Here is a 15916-nt window from a genome sequence, read left to right on the forward strand (position 1 = left end):
CGAGGAGTGGACATAATGCTGTTATGTCCACTCCTTGGTTCGTGCAGGGGGCATGTCCAGTGGTGGGGCTATCTGCCGCTAAGTGATCAGCAGTTCCAAGGCCTCGGCCAGATGTGCCACTTCGCGGACCGAGAAGCCTTCCGGGATCGGGCCCGGCCCGTTGGGGCTGGCGGGAACCACGGCATGCGTGAAACCAAGCCGCTGGGCCTCGTGGATGCGCTGGTTGATCCCTGGAACGGGGCGGACTTCCCCGGCAAGGCCAACCTCGCCGAAGGCGATCAACCTCTGCGGCAGCGCCTTCCGGGCCTTTGCCGAGGCCACGGCAAGCGCGACGGCGAGGTCGGTGGCAGGTTCGCTCAACTTCACTCCTCCGACGGTGGCAACGTAGGAGTCGTCCTTGTGCAGGATGCAGCCGGCCCGCTGTTGGAGTACGGCCAGGAGCATGGCGACGCGCGAACTGTCCAACCCGCTGGTGGCCCTGCGCGGCTGTGAGCTGGCACTTTCGGCCAGGAGCGACTGAACCTCGGCCAGCAGCGGCCTGCGGCCTTCCATGGTCACGGTGATGCAGGTACCGGAAACGGGCTCCCGCGTCCGTGAAACAAAGAGGCCGCTGGGATCGGCGAGGCCTTCGATGCCGGCTTCGTTCAGGTCGAAGCAGCCGACGTCGTCCGTGGCCCCGTAACGGTTCTTGACCGCGCGCAACAAGCGGAGCCGGGAATGGCGCTCGCCTTCGAACTGGCACACCACGTCCACCAAGTGCTCAAGGAGACGCGGGCCGGCAATGGAGCCGTCTTTCGTCACATGTCCCACGAGAAGGGTGGTCATGCCGCGGCGCTTCGCGGCAGCGATAATGGACGCAGCCACTTCCCGGACCTGTGACACACCGCCCGCGCTGCCCTCGACGTCGGCGCTGCTGAGCGTCTGCACGGAGTCCACGATCAACAGCTTCGGTTCAAGTTTCTCCACTTGCCCCAGCGCCTGCCCGAGGTCCGTTTCCGCCGAGAGATAGAGGCTGTGCGCGACCGCGTCAATCCGTTCCGCGCGGAGTTTGACCTGGGCGGCCGATTCCTCGCCTGTGACATACAGGACGTCCTGCCCCGTGCGGGCGAATTTCGCTGCGACATCCAGCAAGAGGGTGGATTTCCCGACGCCGGGCTCCCCGGCAAGCAGGATCACCGCGCCCGGGACGAGCCCGCCACCCAGGACGCGGTCCAGTTCGTCGACACCAGTGGGCAGGAACGCCGCCGTGGTCCCGTCTACCTCGGCAATGCGGCGGGCCGGCTCCAGAACCGTTGTTGCCGCCGTCGTACGCGCAACCGTGGTTCCTGTTTCCTCCACGGTGCCCCACGCCTGGCACTCGCCGCAGCGACCCACCCACTTGACCGTGCTCCACCCGCATTCGGCACACTTGTACGCGGGTGTTTTGGAAGTGCGTGAGGTCTTGGAAGCCATGCGTACAAGGCTAGTGGAGGGGTAGGACAGTCAAGCTCCTCACTGCAGCTCGGGAAGTATGTCTCTCGCCTCCCGGGGGTCCATGCCCGCGGCTTCGAGCAAATCCACCATGAGCGGGCGGAAGAGCATCACCACCGTTTCGCCCTCGAGCTTTTGGACGTGGAGCATTTTGGGGTGCAGCCGGGTGGAAATGTCCGCCAAGTCCTGCCGCGCACCGCGCAGGTGGGCGCGTCGGGCGCCGTCGTGCACTTCCGCAAGGCCCAGCGATAGTTCCTCGACGGCCGCGGAGGTGTCCAACAGCACTTCCGAGATGCTGTCCGTGGCTTCGTCCGTCAAGGCGGCATGGTTGATGGCGCTGGTGAGCCGCCGGGCGAACACCCGGCCGTTGCGGAGTGCTAGGTCGATGGAATCCAGCGATTCCGCAAGCATGGTCAGCTCGTCGCGGTGCCGCCGATACGCGGGAGCGATCGTCGCCACCTCGCCTGACGCCTTGAGGGATTGGCGCATGCGGTCCACCAGGGGCTGGCAATTCCGCCCCCGGATGAGAGCGTGCCACGCCTGGGTCGAGTCGCTGTTGATCAATGCTTCGGCACACTCGCGGAGCACCTCCGAGAGCTCGTGGAGGAGTTTGCGGACGTCCTGGCGAGGCTCCCTGCGCGGGTCCTTGGGGACCAGCATGGTGACGAGCAGGGCGAAAACCCCGCCCACCACGGCGTCGATGCTCCGTGTGAAAGGTCCGCCGGCCGGCGCAGGCAGCAGCACCACGAGCAGTGATTGCAGGCCCAGTTGGGTGGTGAAAATGGAGCCACTGTCCAGGAATCGTGCCAACAGGATGGAGAAAAGAAGGACGACGGCGGCCTGCCAGATCCCCGAACCCAGCCAGTGGAGGAGCAAATCGCCGACGACGATCCCGAGGGTGCACCCAAGCCCCACCTCCACGACCCGGCGAAGCCGTGGATCCCGCGAGAAGCCGAGCGCGATCAGTGACGAGGTAGCCGCGAAAAGCGGCCCCGAGTGCCCCAAAATGTACTCAGCGAACGCGTAGGCGCCCACGGCGCACACCGTCATCTGGACGGCCGGAACCAGCGAGTTCCGACTGCGGACGAAGCCTGTGCGCAGCCGCGCCCGCAGGAATTTCTTGCTTGCTGAAAGTCCTTGAGGGGCGGCCATGGCTCAAGTCTATTCAGGAGATCGCATCGGGGTCGGCTCGGCCCGAGGGGGACCCGCGGGTGAGAGGTGTCACATAATCCCTTGTGGCGCGCCAAGCGCAAGGGCAACGCTGGGCATGTAAGTCAATCGTCACCCGTCGTTAACCTTCCATTCACTTTGGACCGCCGATTCCGTTACCTGCGGCTCCTACCGTCAATAAAGGTACAAACACGTACGCAAATCTTCTTTATGCCGATTCTCCCTCGGCACGCATCAGAGAATCCCTGGAAGGGGTACATCCTAGTGAAGGCAACTCGCTTCGGCCGCAACGCGGCAATCGCGGTCCTCGCAGTCGGCGCCCTTGCGCTGACCGCTTGCGGTTCGGACAACGCAACCAACACCCCGGCGGCAACTCAGACCACTGCAGGCGTTAAGGTCACCGGCACGCTGACAGGTATCGGCTCCTCGGCGCAGGGCGCCGCAATGGACGCCTGGAAGACCAACTTCGCTTCCGCCAACGCAGGCGCCACCGTGCAGTATTCCCCGGATGGTTCCGGCGCAGGACGCAAGGCCATCCTCGACGGCTCGGCCCAGTTCGCAGGCTCCGACGCCTACCTGACTGACGCCGAACTGGCCAGCTCCAAGACCAAGTGCGGCCCCGATGGCGCCATCAACATCCCGGTGTACATCTCCCCGATCGCCGTCGCCTTCAACATCCCGAACGTCAAGGACTTGAAGCTCGACGCCACCACGGTTGCTAAGATCTTCCGCGGCCAGATCACCAACTGGAACGATCCCGCAATCGCCGCCCTGAACGCCGGCGTCACGCTTCCGGACCTCAAGGTCACCCCGGTGAACCGTTCGGATGACTCCGGCACCACCCAGAACTTCACGGACTACCTGGCAGCTGCTGCTCCCTCGGTTTGGACCGACAAGGCTGCTGGCCTGTGGCCTGCATCCTTGAAGGGCGAGAACGCCAAGGGCACCTCCGGCGTCGTCAAGACCGTCACCGACACCCCGGGTGCCGTGACCTACGCCGACGACTCCGCAGTTTCCGGCAAGCTCGGCACCGCGCAGATCAAGGTTGGCTCGGACTTCGTGAAGATTTCCGCTGACGCTGCCGCCAAGGCCGTTGAACTCGGCAAGCCCGTTGCCGGCCGCACCACCGGCGACCTTTCCATCAAGCTTGACCGCACCATCACGGATTCCTCGGCATACCCGGTCGTGCTGGTTTCCTACCACGTCGTCTGCACCACCTACGACAAGCAGGAAACCGCTGACCTGGTCAAGGCATTCGAGAGCTACGTAGTCTCCGACGCCGGCCAGCAGGCTGCCGCCGGTTCCGCCAAGTCCGCCCCGCTCTCCAAGGCGTTGCAGGACAAGGCAAAGGCCGCTGTTGACTCCATCAAGGCCAAGGCCTAAGGACCACAACGGAGTAGTGGTGCCGCGTACGGTGGTACCACTACGCTGAATATCGAAGTTCCCCGTCCCGCGCTGGTGAAACATCACCGGGCGGGGCGGGGAACTTGGCCATTTTTGAGTGAACCTGAAGGATCGTGAAGTGACCACCAACTCCTTGACCACTTCCCAAGGTGCCGGACGCGCCGGGGACAAGGTCTTCTCCGGGGCCACCTTGGCCGCGGGATGCCTGATCCTCGCGGTTCTCTTCGGCGTCGCACTCTTCCTTGTAGTCCAGGCCATCCCTGCGCTCGTGGCTCCGCCTGCTGACATCCAGGGCGGCCAAGGCTTCTTCGCCTACATTTGGCCGATCGTGGTGGGGACCCTGATTGCCGCGGTCATCGCGCTTGTCATCGCCACCCCCGTTGCCATCGGCGTCGCGTTGTTCATCTCGCACTACGCGCCCCGCAAGCTCGCCTCGGGCCTCGGCTACGTGGTGGACCTCCTCGCCGCTATTCCCTCGGTGGTCTACGGTGCTTGGGGTGCGGCCTTCCTTGCCCCGCAGATTTCGCCCGCCTATGGCTGGCTTGCCAGCAACTTGGGTTGGCTGCCGATCTTTCAGGGCCCTGCTTCGGCTACCGGCAAGACCATCCTGACCGCGAGCATTGTCCTCTCCGTCATGGTCCTCCCGATCATCACTTCCTTGTCGCGGGAAATCTTCCTGCAGACCCCCAAGCTCCATGAGGAAGCCGCGCTGGCCCTCGGTGCGACGCGTTGGGAAATGATCAAGATGGCTGTTCTGCCTTTTGGCCGCCCCGGCATCGTGAGCGCCATCATGCTGGGCCTCGGCCGTGCACTTGGCGAGACGATGGCCGTCGCGCTGGTCCTCTCCTCCGGCGTCCTGACCGCGAGCCTGATCCAGTCCGGCAACCAGACCATCGCCGCGGAAATCGCTTTGAACTTCCCCGAAGCCAGCGGACTCAAGGTCAGCACTTTGATCGCTGCCGGTTTGGTATTGTTCGTCATCACCCTCGGTGTCAACATGATTGCACGCTGGATCATCACCCGGCACAAAGAATTTTCGGGAGCCAACTAATGACTGTCACAGCCCCCGTGGCGCGCAAACGCTCTGCCCTGACCAAGGGTCAGTTGCCCGCCTTCGCACCGTACGTCGTCTTGGTTGTTGCCTTGGTCCTCGGCGCAGCGATCCTTGCGCTGATCGGTTTCAATGCCTTCGGTTGGGGCGTCGTGTCCGCCATCCTCTTTGCGATCGGTCTGGTCGGCTGGAGCGCTGCCGTGGAAGGGGCTCGCAAGGCGAGAGACAAGCTTGCCACGTGCCTTATTGTCGGCTCGTTCCTCGTGGCCCTGCTGCCGCTGATTTCGGTGATTTGGACCGTCCTGGTCAATGGCATCCCAGGCATCATTACCCCCGGCTTCCTGACGACATCAATGAACGGCGTCACAGGAGCCCTCGACAACAAGAGCGTTGATCAAGGCACGAAGGTCCTCGGCGGCGTCTACCACGCGCTCGTGGGTACCGTGCAGATCACCCTCCTGGCCACTGTCATCTCGGTGCCGGTGGGCCTGCTGACGGCAATCTACCTGGTGGAATACGGCAACGACCGGACCCTGGCCCGCGCCATCACATTCTTCGTTGACGTCATGACCGGCATCCCCTCGATCGTCGCAGGTCTTTTTGCCGCGGCTTTCTTCTTCGCCGTGGTTGGCCCGGGCACCAAGACCGGTGCGGTTGCCGCCGTCGCGCTCTCGGTCCTGATGATCCCGGTGGTGGTTCGCTCCAGCGAGGAAATGCTCAAGATCGTGCCGAACGAACTCCGTGAAGCTGCCTACGCGCTGGGCGTCCGCAAGTGGCGCACCATCCTCAAAGTGGTCATCCCGACGGCGATCTCGGGCATCGCGTCCGGCGTCACCCTGGCGATTGCCCGCGTCATTGGCGAGACAGCACCGATCCTGGTCACCGCAGGTTTTGCCACAACCATCAACAACAACGTGTTCGGCGGCTGGATGGCCTCACTGCCCACGTTCATCTACACGCAGATCCTGAACCCGACCTCACCGTCCAACCCGGACCCGTCGAGCCAGAGGGCATGGGGTGCCGCACTGGTACTGATCATCCTGGTGATGCTCCTGAACCTGGGCGCCAGGCTGATCGCCCGGATCTTCGCCCCCAAGGCCGGCCGTTGAGCTACCAAGCTCTCCACGAACTTCCAACCACAGCACCGAAGGAACACCATGTCTAAGCGGATCGACGTCAAGGATCTGAACGTCTACTACGGCAGCTTCCTCGCCGTTGAAGACGTCAACATCAACATCGAAGCCAAATCGGTGACGGCGTTCATCGGCCCGTCCGGTTGCGGCAAGTCCACCTTCCTGCGGACCCTGAACCGCATGCACGAAGTGCTGCCCGGCGCCCGCGTTGAAGGCGAAGTGTTGCTCGACGGCGATAACCTCTATGGTCCCGGTGTGGATCCCGTGTCGGTCCGCGCCCAGATCGGCATGGTCTTCCAGCGGCCCAACCCGTTCCCCACCATGTCCATCCGCGACAATGTGCTGGCCGGCGTGAAGCTGAACAACAAGAGGATCAGCAAGGGTGCCGCGGACGCCCTCGTGGAGAAATCGCTGCGGGGCGCCAACCTCTGGAACGAGGTCAAGGACCGCCTCGAGAAGCCGGGTTCAGGACTCTCCGGCGGGCAGCAGCAGCGGCTCTGCATTGCCCGCGCCATCGCCGTGGAACCGCAGGTCATCCTCATGGATGAGCCATGCTCCGCGCTGGACCCCATCTCCACTTTGGCCGTCGAAGACCTCATCAATGAGCTCAAAGACGAATACACCGTGGTCATTGTGACCCACAACATGCAGCAGGCCGCGCGTGTTTCCGACAAGACGGCGTTCTTCAACATCGCCGGCACCGGGAAGCCTGGCAAGCTCATCGAGTTCGCAGACACCACCACCATCTTCAACAATCCGTCCCAGAAGGCGACGGAAGACTACGTCTCCGGCCGCTTCGGATAAACGACGCCAAAGCCCGACGTCGCGGCTACTGCGAGGTGACCGCCGGCGTCGGGCTTTTGCGTGTTTGGCGGGTTTCCCTGAACTCAGCGGGATAGGGGAGAAAGTGCCAATCCCAAGACAAAGGCGACTGCGGCGGTGACGATGGGCGTCGCCACCCAGAACCCCAGGATCCGCAGCACCATGCGCCGGTTGGTGACGGAAAAGTTCTGGTTGGTTCCGGCCCCGAGCACCGCCGACGTCACGGTGTGAGTGGTGGAAAGCGGCAAGTGCAGGCCGATGGCGCCGACGAAAAGCATCAACGAGGTGAGGCTTTGGGCGATGAATCCCCGCAATGGATCCACCCTGGTCAGTTTGTAACCGAGGGTGTAGGAGATGCGCCAGCCGCCGCAAAGCGTCCCCGCCGTGAGCATGACAGCTGTCAGGAGAACGACCCAGACGGGGAGGGCGTCAGGCTCTGACACTCCGGCGGCCACAGCCCCGAGCACTAACACTGCGACGGTTCGCTGCCCGTCCTGCAAGCCGTGGCCGAATGCAACCGCGGCGGCCGAGACGGATTGGGCATGACGGAAACGGCCGTGCACCACATCAGGCTGGGTGTATCGCGCCGCCCACGTGACAGGCCAGACGAGAAGATAGGCGCCAAGGAAGGCAACGACGGGGGACAAAAGCAGCGGCAAGATCACCTGCCCCAGCAAAATATTGTCCTCGCCGTTGACGGAGCTGCCTCCCATGACGGCGCTTGCAACTCCGGCGCCCACCAAGCCCCCAACCAGGGCATGGGTCGACGAGAGGGGCACCCCACGCCACCAAGCGTAGATTCCCCAAAGGATGGCGCTGCACAGCCCTGAAATGAGCACGATCAGCCCAGTTGTCCCTGAGGGTAGACGCACCCACGACTGGCTGAAAACCATCGCAAAACCGCCGCTGAGCAGCACGCCGGCAAAGTTGAAAACGGCCGCCAGGATGACGGCAACAGATGGAGTGAGGGCGCGTGTCCGCACGGAGAGCGCGACGGCGGTGGAGACGTCGCGGAAGCCGTTCAGGAATGCGAAGCCAGCCGCCAGTACCACCACAAGGGCGAAGAACGCGACCGCCACCTCATGCTTCCTTGACGATGATGCTGCCCACCTGGGTGGCGACGCGGCGCATGTCCTTGGTGACGTCCACCAGTTGGTTGGCGACATCGCGGTTCCTTGTGAACTGGGCCGACTTCATGTCGCGGAGCATCTCGGCCACCCATATACGGTGGCTGCGTTCGGCCCGTTTGGCCAGGCGGAGGACCTCAATCCAATAGTCCTCGAGCTCATCGAGATCATCCAGCTGGCGCATGGCATCAACCGTGAGTTCCGCTTGGCGACTGATGATCTCCAATTGGTCCGCCGCGCGTTTGGGCACCCGGTCCAGCTTGTAGAGTGCCACGAGCTCACCGGCGCCATCCAGCTTTTCCATCGCCTCGTTGAGGAAACGGGAAAGGGCGTACATGTCCTCGCGGGGGAGCGGGTTCACGAAACTGGTGCGCATGTGAGTCAGCAAGGCGAAATGCAGGTCGGTGGACTTCGCCTCGTGTTCGTGCAACTCCTCCACCAGCCGTTCGTGTTCCGCTACGGGGGCTCCGAAGATCTCCGAAAGCGTCCCTGTCGCCTCAAGAATCTGGCGGGCCATTTGCGACAACAACTGCAACCCGGCGGGTTCTTGGGGGAAGAGACGCAGCTTCATTTGGCTTCCGGTAGGCGGGAGGGACGGGAATGGGGTGGCGTCTTCGCCGATGGGCATAAAAATGGTGCCGAACCGGATACGCCTCTCGGCGGTAGGCCGCTCGAAGCGGCTATAAGTTGAAGCCCGGGGGTTTCGCGGTTCGACACCAGTTTCAGTTTTCTACGTCGGCCGAACTAAGTCAACATTGACAGCTGGCGGCCGGGGTGTTCTGCCCGCCCCTCACCTTTATATTTCATGTCAGTCCAGCTCACCCAGGCGCCATGCATTGGCCGCGTGCTCAAGGTCTTCTGCGGTCTTCACGAGCTGGTGCGAATTCCGGGTCAGTTTGCTTGCATGGCCTTCGTTTGAATGCTCTGCGCTGTCTGCGAGGGTGGCCTGGCCGAGTGCGACGACGCGGCAAAACGCGGCCGAGCGTTCCAGCGCAACGTCGAAATCGCCGTCGAACGCTCCCGAAAGGATGGCGTCCGCCATCTGCTTCATTTCGTCGGCTCCCGGCGGCTCGGCGGCCCCCGCCACCACGTGGGAAACCTGGGCGGTGTCCCTGCCGGCCTTGAAGTACACAGAGATGCGCTCGGAATTCTGTATGGTGGCCGCACGCAGCGCGTAGAGGCGCCACAACGCTCCGGGCAGGGACCGCGCCGGGCTCTCGGCCCACATTTCGGCGATGGCGTCCAGACCTTGCTCGTCCGCGAGCTTCACGAGGCGCCTGGTGATCTTGGGGTCGTCGCTATCGCGGCCCCGCCGGACGAGGGCCTGGGCAGCAAGGTGCGCGGCTTCGGACACGCGCGCGGGGTCCGCTCCACCGGCGAACGGTTCGAAGTCAATCGGCGCAAAGGGTTTCGGCTTGTGGTGCCTATTTGCTCCGCCGTATACAGGAGGTCCCGATTGTTCGCTCATGCCCCAACGCTACTCCTGTGCTTTCGCTCGTGCACTCCTGACCGCAGCCTGTCGCATCCTCCCCATGTTTGAATCCGCCGGCGCCCTGACACGCCGTGGCTGCCGCGTGTCGTCGTCGACGATTGGTTCAAAAGAGGGGAGAACGCCGCGGGCCGGGCCGTGTCAAAACGCCCCTAAGCTTGAGGTACAGTATTTATGGCTGTTTCTACAGCCCGCAGGGGCCTTTAGCTCAGTTGGTAGAGCATCGGACTTTTAATCCGTGGGTCGTGGGTTCGATCCCCACAGGGCCCACCCAAGACCCCCGGAACCACTCGGTTCCGGGGGTTTACTTGTCCCACACGGCGGGATGGCGGCCCAGCGGTCCGGCTTGCTGCGACCAGTGCACGGGGACGCCGTCGATTCGCCCGGGGAGGGGCACGCGTCGCGCCGGCCCCCAGTCGGTGGTGGTTGCCTCAAGCGCGATGCCTTCGGTTGAGGGCGCCGGTAGGTGGTCGCTTGGCGGGGTCAGCGAGTACAGCAGATTGGCCGTGCCGATGAGTGAGGCCTGGATGCCGGCGGCTGTCGAGTGGGTGAGCCGCCGGGTGAGAGCGCGTGCGACGGACGCGGCCAACAGCCAGCCAGTCGCGTGGTCGAGAGCTTGAACGGGTAACGGGAACGGCTCCTCCTGTCCTGTTGCCGTGGCGCCGTCGCTGGCGATTCCACAGCTCATCTGTACCAAGCTGTCGAAGCCGCGGCGATTGCGCCAGGGGCCGTCCCATCCATAAGCGTCGAGGGCGGCCATGATCAGGCCGGGGTTCACGGCGGTCAGGGCTTCGCTGTCGTAGCCCAAGCGTTTCAGGACATCCGCTCGAAGTCCCGACACGAGCACATCGGCACCCGCGAGCAGTTCCTCGAACGTCCCGCGATCGGCGGGCGCGGTGAGATCCAAGGAGGCGGTCCGTTTGCCGAGCGTCGTCTCGGGCAACAGCGACGGCACTTCGTCGAAGCCCAGCGGATCGATCCGCAACACGTCCGCACCGTACCCTGCCAGGAACTTGGTGCACACCGGTCCAGCGATCACCCGCGTCAGGTCCAGCACGCGCACGCCGTCGAATGGCCGTCCTCCGCTGGGTTTTGGCGCGCCGCTGCCGGACGACTGGCGCTCGACGACGGTCACTGGAGGCGCGTCTGCGGTCGCTGCCCCGGGAGCGGAGGCAAGCCACTGGCCACGGTGGTGCATGACGGCGGCGCATCCGCCCGCCTCCACGATGGCCGTCTCCAACTCCTCGGCACGCAGTTCGGCCACTGCGGCCTGGACTGTTTCGCGGTCATGGGCGCCCAGAACCTGCTCGACGGCGGCACGGTGCCGGGCGTAGTTGGTGTGCAGCCTGATCCAAGCGTCCGCCGCACGATAGTTTCCGGCGATGGGGTCCCACAGTGGTGGCCGGGTCCAGCCGATCGGGGTGAACAATCTCTCTGACGCGAACGCGGCGCATGACTCCACGCTGTCTACCGTCACTGCGGGTGGCCGCGAGTCCTGGCGAGCGGCGAGGAGCTGCGCTGCGGCCACCGTTGCGACAGCAACCGCTCCCGTAGCAAGTCCGGTCACGTCGAAAGCCGCCGGCAGGACGGTCCGTGGCCCGGTCGTCGTTAGCTTAGTGGCTGGCCAATCCGCGCCGTCTTCGGCGCCGATCGCATGCCACATATGGGAGATCACCTCAGCGAAACTGTCGTCCACATCCACCATTCTCGACCGGCCTGCACAGGCGATCAACGGTAGTTGGTCTGGCATTCCTGCCCAAGTACGGCTTCAACTGCGAGACTGTTCTTCATGCAGGCCCTTTTGGATGGACTTTCCAACACCAGCCCGTTCCTGATCGGGTGCATCGTTTTCGCACTGGTCTTTGCCGAGGATGCTGTCTTTGTAGGCTTTGTGATCCCCGGTGAAACGGCAGCCGTGGTGGGCGGGGTGATTGCGAGCCGTGGACTTTTCCCGTTGTGGGCCATGATCGCCATTGTGGTGACCGCAGCGATTACCGGCGACACCGTGGGTTACGAGATAGGCAAGCACTTCGGCCCCAGGGTGATGGCCTTGAAGATCCTGGACAAACGACGCGCCCAGCTACAGAAGGCAGAGGACTTCCTCAAAGACAAGGGCGGCTTGGCCGTGTTCCTTGGCCGCTTCACTGCATTCTTCCGCGCCGTCATGCCCGCCCTCGCCGGACTCAGCCGCATGCCGTACCGGCGCTTCGCGTTCTGGAACTTCAGCGGCGGCATCATCTGGGGGTCCTTGTTCGTGACTCTGGGCTTCGTGGCTGGGAACTCGTACGAGGAAGTGGCCCGCGCGGTCGGCCGGGGTGCCGCGGCAGTGGTGGCTCTTATTGCGGTGGCGATCCTCGTCGTTTGGCAGCTCAGGAAGCACAGGGCCAAGAAGGCCTGACGCTGCGGCAGGCCGAAACCTGGCGGAAACCTGCCCGGCCTAGGCTGGTCACAATTCGTTCGGGAGGGGCGGTGAAAGGTCGATCTGGATATGTCCGGTGTTTGGCGTTATAACCGAAGTAGCTGCCCCGACGTCCTCGGCTTATCTGAGCCTCGAGTGATCTGATGTCCGCTTCTGCAGCGCACAACGTTAAGGAGAACCGATGCATCTTTTGCCCCGTGAGCAGGAAAAGCTCATGATCGTGGTCGCTGCCGACCTCGCGCGCCGTCGGCAGTCCCGCGGACTCAAACTCAACTTTCCCGAAGCGGTGGCGATCATCAGCTACGAACTGATTGAGGGTGCCCGCGATGGAAGAACCGTCGCTGAACTCATGAGCTACGGCACCACGCTGCTTCGCCGCGAGGATGTCATGGAAGGCGTGCCGGAGATGATCCATGACGTCCAGATAGAGGCCACTTTCCCTGACGGCACCAAGCTCGTCACGGTCCACGACCCGATCCGCTAGGAGGCCACCATGATTCCCGGTGAGTACCGGCTCCAAGCAGAGCCCATTGAGTGCAACAGCGGACGCGAGGCAATCGCCGTCGGGGTGGTCAACCGTGGCGACCGCCCCGTCCAGGTGGGCTCGCACTACCACTTTGCCGAGGCGAACGCGGCCCTCGAATTTGATCGCGAAGCCGCCCACGGCCGCCGCCTGGACATCCCGGCCGGAACGGCCGCCCGGTTCGAGCCGGGCGACTCCCGGACCGTCAAACTCATTGCGCTTGCGGGCAGCCGCGAGGTCTACGGCTTGCGGAACGCCGTCAACGGATCGCTTGATGCGGGGGCCGGAGGGAACGACGGCGGAGCTCCCGCCGCCACCGAAGGGCCCGGAGCCAGCAAGGAAGGAACAGCCCAGTGAGCTTTGAAATTTCGCGCAAGCAGTACGCCGACCTTTACGGCCCGACGACGGGTGATTCCATCCGCTTGGCGGACACCGAACTTTTCCTCGAGATCGAGAGGGACTACACGGTCTACGGCGAAGAAGTCATGTTCGGCGGCGGCAAAGTGGTCCGGGACGGCATGGGGCAGAACGGCCAAGTAACCCGCGACGGCCGCTTGCCTGAATCAAGCGCAGCATCGGACCAGACGCTCGACGTCCCGGACACAGTGATCTCCAACGTGGTGGTCCTCGACTACACCGGGATCTACAAAGCCGATGTGGCGCTCAAGGACGGGCACATCTTCAAGATCGGCAAGGCCGGGAACCCGCAGATTGCCGACGGTGTGGACATTGTGATCGGCGCGAGTACCGAGATGATCGCGGGCGAGGGAAAGATCCTTACCGCAGGCGGCATAGACTCCCACATCCACTACATTTCCCCGGACCAGGTCCCCACGGCCTTGTGCAGCGGCATCACCACCATGGTGGGCGGCGGCACAGGTCCCGCAGAGGGCACCAAGGCCACCACCATCACGCCCGGCAAATGGCACATATCGCGGATGCTGCAGGCCGCGGAAGGGCTCCCGATCAACATCGGTCTCCTTGGCAAGGGGCACGCGTCCGCCATCGAGCCGCTGGCCGAACAGATCCGGGCAGGAGCGGTAGGCCTCAAAGTCCACGAGGACTGGGGCGCCACCACATCGTCCATCGACATGTCCCTGCGCGTCGCCGATGAATACGACGTGCAAGTGGCAATCCATACGGACACCCTCAATGAGTGCGGATTCGTGGAGGACACCATCAAGGCAATCGACGGCCGGGTGATCCACACCTTCCACACCGAAGGTGCCGGCGGTGGACATGCTCCGGACATCATCAAGATCGCCGGATTGCCGAACGTGCTCCCGGCGTCCACGAATCCCACCCTCCCGTACACGCGCAACACCATCGAAGAGCATCTGGACATGCTCATGGTGTGCCACCACCTCAACCCGGACATCCCGGAAGACGTGGCTTTCGCCGATTCCCGCATCCGGGCCGAAACCATCGCCGCCGAAGACGTGCTCCAGGATCTGGGCATCTTCTCCATGACATCCTCGGATTCCCAAGCCATGGGCCGCGTGGGCGAAGTCATCATCCGCACCTGGCAGGTGGCCGATGCCATGAAACGGCAGCGGGGTGTGCTTAAAGACGCGTCAGGGGCCAGCCACGGCGCCGCGAACGGCTTGGGCGAGGACAGCGACAATTTCAGGATCAAGCGCTACATCTCCAAATACACCATCAACCCGGCGATCGCGCAGGGGATGGCAGACTCCATCGGCTCCGTGGAAGTGGGCAAATTCGCCGATCTCGTTCTCTGGAATCCGGCCTTCTTCGGCGTCAAGCCGGACCTGGTCCTCAAAGGCGGGCAGATTGCCTACGCACTCATGGGTGATTCCAACGGCTCCATCCCTACCCCGCAACCACGCACCATGCGCCCGATGTTCGCCACGTACGGCAAGGCGTTGCAGCGATCCTCCATCACCTTCCTGTCCAAAGCGGCCATCGACGCCGGCGTCCCGGAGGAACTCGGACTCGAACGCGTCATTCGGCCGGTGTCCGGCATCCGGAACCTGAGCAAGACGGACCTGAAATTCAACGGCGAGACGCCCGATATCGCCGTCGACCCCGAAACCTACAAGGTGACGGTCGACGGCGAAGACGTCACCTGCGAGCCCTCCGAGGTGCTTCCCATGGCCCAGCGCTACTTCCTTTTCTAGGCACGGTGAAGCGAGAAAATGATCATCGAAAAGATCCTGGGCAATCTGCACGAATTGCCGGACCCCGAACGGTACGCCGGTCTTCACAAGGAGAAGGTGGTCCTGCCCAGCGCCCAACTGGTCAAACGGATCCAACGCGTCACCACGGACCACGGCAAGGAGCTCGGCATCCGCCTCCCGGCCGGCTCCGGAGACCTGCGCGACGGCGACATCCTCGCCGTCGGGGATGCGAACATGATCGTGGTGTCGGTGCTCCCGAGTGATGTCCTGGTCATCGCCGCCCGCAGCATCTACGAAATGGGAATCGTGGCGCATTCGCTGGGCAACCGGCACCTGCAGGCCCAGTTCTTTGACGCCTCGTCCGAGTACGGGGCCGAAGTCATGGTATGCCAATACGACCACACTGTGGAGGACTACCTCAAACACGTCGGCGTGCCGTACGAGCGCCAAGAACGCGTCATGCCGGTGCCTTTCCGCCATGCTGAACACACCCACTAGCCCCGCGCCGTATCAGCTCGCGTTGCAGCAGCTGACTGACTCCGCGTTGCCTACCGGGGCGTTTGCGCATTCTCTCGGATTTGAGACGTACATCGATCGTGGGCTCGTATCGAATGAAGGAAGTTTCGGGGTTTGGCTGGCTGCGTTCATTTCGCAGCAGTTGACGTATTCCGATGGCTTGGCCATTCGCTTCCTCTATGAGGGGGCAGACGTGGCCGGGCTGGATGCTCATGTGAGCGCGCAGCTCCTCCCTCGGCAGGTGCGGGAGGCCAGTACCAAGATGGGCGGCCGGCTGATCGAGATCGGGACCGAGGCCTTTCCCTCGGCCGAGCTGGAGGCATACCGGACTCTCGTGACCACAGGCCAGGCTGCCGGCCACCAGCCGCTGGCGTTCGCCGTCGTCGCGCGCTCGCTGGGGGTGCCGTTCGAAGAAGCGCTCGGCGCGTACCTTTTCGCGGCGGTCACCTCCCTGACCCAGAACGCCGTGCGCGCCATCCCGCTCGGCCAGAACTCCGGGCAGCGGCTGCTACGCAGAGCGCACGACGGCGTCGCTGCCGCCGTCGAACAGGTCCGGCACCTCGGCTGGGACGACTTCGGGTCCGTCAGCCCCGGGCTGGAAATTTCGCAGATGCGCCACGAATGGCAACGTGCGCGAATGTTCATGAGCTAGAA

At 63.8% G+C, this 15916-nt stretch carries 16 protein-coding genes and 1 tRNA gene; 11 read left to right on the forward strand and 6 right to left on the reverse strand.

Annotation, left to right across the window (positions count from 1 at the left end):
• Positions 1 to 78 precede the first annotated feature (78 nt).
• Together radA and A3M3_RS0121280 are read right to left on the reverse strand one after the other, a co-directional pair.
• The gene (gene radA, locus A3M3_RS0121275; protein ID WP_028268027.1) at positions 79 to 1452 is read right to left on the reverse strand and encodes a DNA repair protein RadA; all 1374 of its coding nucleotides are present in this window, start codon (positions 1450 to 1452) and stop codon (positions 79 to 81) included.
• A 39-nt stretch (positions 1453 to 1491) separates the two neighbouring features.
• Positions 1492 to 2622: an FUSC family protein gene (locus tag A3M3_RS0121280; RefSeq protein ID WP_028268028.1), complete on the reverse strand. Its 1131-nt coding sequence runs from the start codon at positions 2620 to 2622 to the stop codon at positions 1492 to 1494.
• A gap of 282 nt (positions 2623 to 2904) precedes the next feature.
• On the opposite strand from A3M3_RS0121280, the gene pstS reads away from it, so the two are divergent.
• The 4 genes from pstS to pstB all read left to right on the forward strand — a co-directional run bounded on the left by pstS (position 2905) and on the right by pstB (position 7032).
• A complete protein-coding gene (gene pstS / locus A3M3_RS0121285; protein ID WP_028268029.1) occupies positions 2905 to 4023 on the forward strand; it encodes a phosphate ABC transporter substrate-binding protein PstS in 1119 nt (372 codons plus the stop codon).
• 139 nt (positions 4024 to 4162) lie between these two features.
• Positions 4163 to 5095 (forward strand): phosphate ABC transporter permease subunit PstC, encoded by a 933-nt coding sequence (gene pstC, locus A3M3_RS0121290; RefSeq protein ID WP_028268030.1) that lies wholly within the window; start codon positions 4163 to 4165, stop codon positions 5093 to 5095.
• Positions 5095 to 6204, forward strand: coding sequence for a phosphate ABC transporter permease PstA (pstA, locus tag A3M3_RS0121295; protein WP_028268031.1), 1110 nt, complete (start codon positions 5095 to 5097; stop codon positions 6202 to 6204). Before pstC ends, pstA begins: the two co-directional genes overlap by 1 nt.
• 48 nt (positions 6205 to 6252) lie before the next feature.
• Positions 6253 to 7032 (forward strand): phosphate ABC transporter ATP-binding protein PstB, encoded by a 780-nt coding sequence (gene pstB, locus A3M3_RS0121300; RefSeq protein WP_028268032.1) that lies wholly within the window; start codon positions 6253 to 6255, stop codon positions 7030 to 7032.
• Between the two features lie 83 nt (positions 7033 to 7115).
• Here the strand turns inward: pstB and A3M3_RS0121305 are convergent, their stop codons facing one another.
• The 3 genes from A3M3_RS0121305 to A3M3_RS0121315 form a co-directional block, all read right to left on the reverse strand.
• A complete protein-coding gene (locus A3M3_RS0121305) occupies positions 7116 to 8129 on the reverse strand; it encodes an inorganic phosphate transporter (protein ID WP_028268033.1) in 1014 nt (337 codons plus the stop codon).
• A gap of 1 nt (position 8130) precedes the next feature.
• Entirely contained in the window at positions 8131 to 8748 is a 618-nt protein-coding gene (locus A3M3_RS0121310) for a DUF47 domain-containing protein (protein ID WP_028268034.1), read from the reverse strand.
• Positions 8749 to 8985: 237 nt separating this feature from the next.
• A complete protein-coding gene (locus A3M3_RS0121315; RefSeq protein WP_028268035.1) occupies positions 8986 to 9645 on the reverse strand; it encodes a hypothetical protein in 660 nt (219 codons plus the stop codon).
• Positions 9646 to 9863: 218 nt separating this feature from the next.
• Here A3M3_RS0121315 and A3M3_RS0121320 point away from each other — a divergent pair.
• Positions 9864 to 9936 (forward strand) — tRNA-Lys (locus A3M3_RS0121320).
• A gap of 34 nt (positions 9937 to 9970) precedes the next feature.
• Here the strand turns inward: A3M3_RS0121320 and A3M3_RS0121325 are convergent.
• On the reverse strand, positions 9971 to 11362 hold the full coding sequence (locus A3M3_RS0121325) for a CoA transferase (protein WP_197023349.1): 1392 nt from the start codon (positions 11360 to 11362) through the stop codon (positions 9971 to 9973).
• A 93-nt stretch (positions 11363 to 11455) separates the two neighbouring features.
• Here A3M3_RS0121325 and A3M3_RS0121330 point away from each other — a divergent pair, with 93 nt between their 5' ends.
• From A3M3_RS0121330 to A3M3_RS0121355, 6 genes are all read left to right on the forward strand, one after another.
• Complete coding sequence (locus tag A3M3_RS0121330) at positions 11456 to 12064, forward strand: DedA family protein (protein ID WP_028268037.1); 609 nt, start codon at positions 11456 to 11458, stop codon at positions 12062 to 12064.
• 202 nt (positions 12065 to 12266) lie between these two features.
• The gene (locus A3M3_RS0121335; RefSeq protein WP_028268038.1) at positions 12267 to 12569 is read left to right on the forward strand and encodes an urease subunit gamma; all 303 of its coding nucleotides are present in this window, start codon (positions 12267 to 12269) and stop codon (positions 12567 to 12569) included.
• A gap of 9 nt (positions 12570 to 12578) precedes the next feature.
• A complete protein-coding gene (locus A3M3_RS0121340) occupies positions 12579 to 12965 on the forward strand; it encodes an urease subunit beta (protein ID WP_028268039.1) in 387 nt (128 codons plus the stop codon).
• Positions 12962 to 14746 (forward strand): urease subunit alpha, encoded by a 1785-nt coding sequence (gene ureC, locus A3M3_RS0121345; protein ID WP_028268040.1) that lies wholly within the window; start codon positions 12962 to 12964, stop codon positions 14744 to 14746. The genes A3M3_RS0121340 and ureC overlap by 4 nt, the downstream gene beginning before the upstream one ends.
• A gap of 18 nt (positions 14747 to 14764) precedes the next feature.
• On the forward strand, positions 14765 to 15244 hold the full coding sequence (gene ureE / locus A3M3_RS0121350; RefSeq protein WP_028268041.1) for an urease accessory protein UreE: 480 nt from the start codon (positions 14765 to 14767) through the stop codon (positions 15242 to 15244).
• Positions 15225 to 15914 (forward strand): urease accessory protein UreF, encoded by a 690-nt coding sequence (locus A3M3_RS0121355; protein WP_028268042.1) that lies wholly within the window; start codon positions 15225 to 15227, stop codon positions 15912 to 15914. The genes ureE and A3M3_RS0121355 overlap by 20 nt, the downstream gene beginning before the upstream one ends.
• Positions 15915 to 15916 lie beyond the last annotated feature (2 nt).

Origin of the sequence: Arthrobacter sp. MA-N2 (genome assembly GCF_000517125.1) — a bacterium.
In the GTDB taxonomy this organism is placed as follows: domain Bacteria; phylum Actinomycetota; class Actinomycetes; order Actinomycetales; family Micrococcaceae; genus Arthrobacter; species Arthrobacter methylotrophus.